Here is a 260-nt window from a genome sequence, read left to right as displayed (position 1 = left end):
AGGAGAGGCCGGCGGTCCATAGATTCCCGGGATCCATGGCGGGCAGGGTCCAAGCACTGGCGGAGACCGTGCACCGGGATTGGGATGGAGACGCAGCGGCAATCTGGACAAACGGCAATCCCGACGGCGCTGAAGTGCTCCGGCGCCTCATGGCTTTACCTGGCTTCGGAGAACAGAAGGCAAAGATCTTCCTGGCGTTGCTGGGCAAACAATGCGGCCTCCGGGCTGAAGGGTGGAGGGAAGCATCCGGCCACTACGGC

1 protein-coding gene is annotated in these 260 nt (G+C 63.5%); it reads left to right on the top strand.

The window, feature by feature from the left end:
- Positions 1–260: HhH-GPD-type base excision DNA repair protein (locus tag SB764_RS41870; protein ID WP_410867018.1), on the top strand; the 260-nt coding region annotated here is incomplete at both ends.

Origin of the sequence: Paraburkholderia sp. SIMBA_027 (assembly GCF_046535315.1) — a bacterium.
Classification (GTDB): domain Bacteria; phylum Pseudomonadota; class Gammaproteobacteria; order Burkholderiales; family Burkholderiaceae; genus Paraburkholderia; species Paraburkholderia tropica.
Note: the sequence above shows the minus strand (reverse complement) of the source record. Positions and strands in the feature narration are given on the sequence as shown.